Below are 1284 nucleotides of genomic sequence, written 5' to 3'. Positions count from 1 at the left end.
CCCCCCCCCTCACCTCCTGCGCGCAGTTTCTGATTTGTCTGTCCTGGAATATTTAATGTATCGCCACTCCAATAGCTCGCTGCGGCAACAGTTGCAAACTGTGTATCCACCCAATAAGGCGTCGGTACGCTATAACATGTGGGAACATGACTCAGTCCTTTTCGGGTTTGCATCAGGTAGTTCATGTCATATTCAAGCGTGGTCGTGGTGATACTCGGTAACGCTAGTGACCAATCGCCAAAATGTAGGTTATTCGCAAAGTTGTTTTTCGACCCCCAATAGGAGCGCCGCACTTCCACCGGCAGCGTACTATTACCGCGTAATGAGATATCAACGTGCTCAAATTGAATGGCACCCGAGTTTAAATCTACTCGCTCACCGAATAACTCAGTTGTTTCAGGGGTGATATGCGGGGTTACCTCCATCCTTGACAAGGCGAGCTCAGTGGCGATTTTATCGGTGCCATCTGCACTGCCCGTCGACAACAACGTAAGGCCACTCAAACTCCGTAATTGTGGACGTTGCTTAGAATGATAGTTATCAAGTAAAAACGCAGAAATAACTTTGACGTGGTCTTCCTCATCCGCAGCTTTTTTAGCCAAACCAAGCGGGCTCCAACACAACGCGGCGGTACATAACGCAAGCAAAGAAAAAGTCAATTGACGCATCTTAGTAATCCTCACTCTTACCAAATGGCAGGTATTTGGTTTGTTGCATCACCGTGCGATTACTTTGCGTTTCGGCTATCACGCTGCCCAATAGATCTTGGTGCACAAAGGTCACTCCCGAGCCCACTTGCGAGAGTGACAGTGTACTTTGACTTTGCGCTTGTAATTGCGGTGTTGCACCAAGGACAAAGTCGCCGGCCAGAACCAGCGTTCTGCCATCAGCGTAGTTCACCTGTGCTTGTATGACGCTGCCCGCAAATGCTTGCGCTTCAATTGTGTTGATGGTCCATTGGAAGGTCTGATAAAGCTTACTTTTCGGGCAAGCTGGATGATTTGCACTGCGCGCAAGGCGTTGACCACGAATCACTGCGAGCATTTCTAGCGGTTTTTCTAAAGATGCGTTTTCGGGCCCTAACACGACCGCCGTTGCCAGCTGCCGCTCCGGTGCGCACCACCATCCGTCTACCGTAACCGCACCATTGGTCTCTGTTTGAACTTGCCCAATAGCGCCTAGCGCGCCCGCCTGTACCGTCGGAACCGCTGCTAACGTCAGCAGTCCCAAAAGAAGTCCTTTGCGCATCACTACCTTCCTATCAACGTATATTATTGTTAATAG

At 50.0% G+C, this 1284-nt stretch carries 2 protein-coding genes; both read right to left on the bottom strand.

The window, feature by feature from the left end; genetic code table 11:
• Positions 1-668, bottom strand: a 668-nt coding sequence (locus tag IDAT_RS12805; protein WP_034734428.1) for a hypothetical protein, incomplete at its 3' end; no start/stop codon positions are given.
• Between the two features lies 1 nt (position 669).
• The gene (locus IDAT_RS12800; RefSeq protein ID WP_034734425.1) at positions 670-1248 is read right to left on the bottom strand and encodes a hypothetical protein; all 579 of its coding nucleotides are present in this window, start codon (positions 1246-1248) and stop codon (positions 670-672) included.
• Positions 1249-1284: the final 36 nt, after the last annotated feature.

The sequence above is a fragment of the Pseudidiomarina atlantica genome, from assembly GCF_000753735.1.
GTDB lineage: Bacteria > Pseudomonadota > Gammaproteobacteria > Enterobacterales > Alteromonadaceae > Pseudidiomarina > Pseudidiomarina atlantica.
The sequence above is the reverse complement of the archived record's forward strand: the minus strand, read 5'-3'. Positions and strand labels throughout refer to the sequence as shown.

Bases quoted from the DNA above. Each gene is read 5' to 3' on its own strand.
- IDAT_RS12800 (WP_034734425.1), bottom strand. From the start codon at position 1,248: ATGCGCAAAGGACTTCTTTTGGGACTGCTGACGTTAGCAGCGGTTCCG.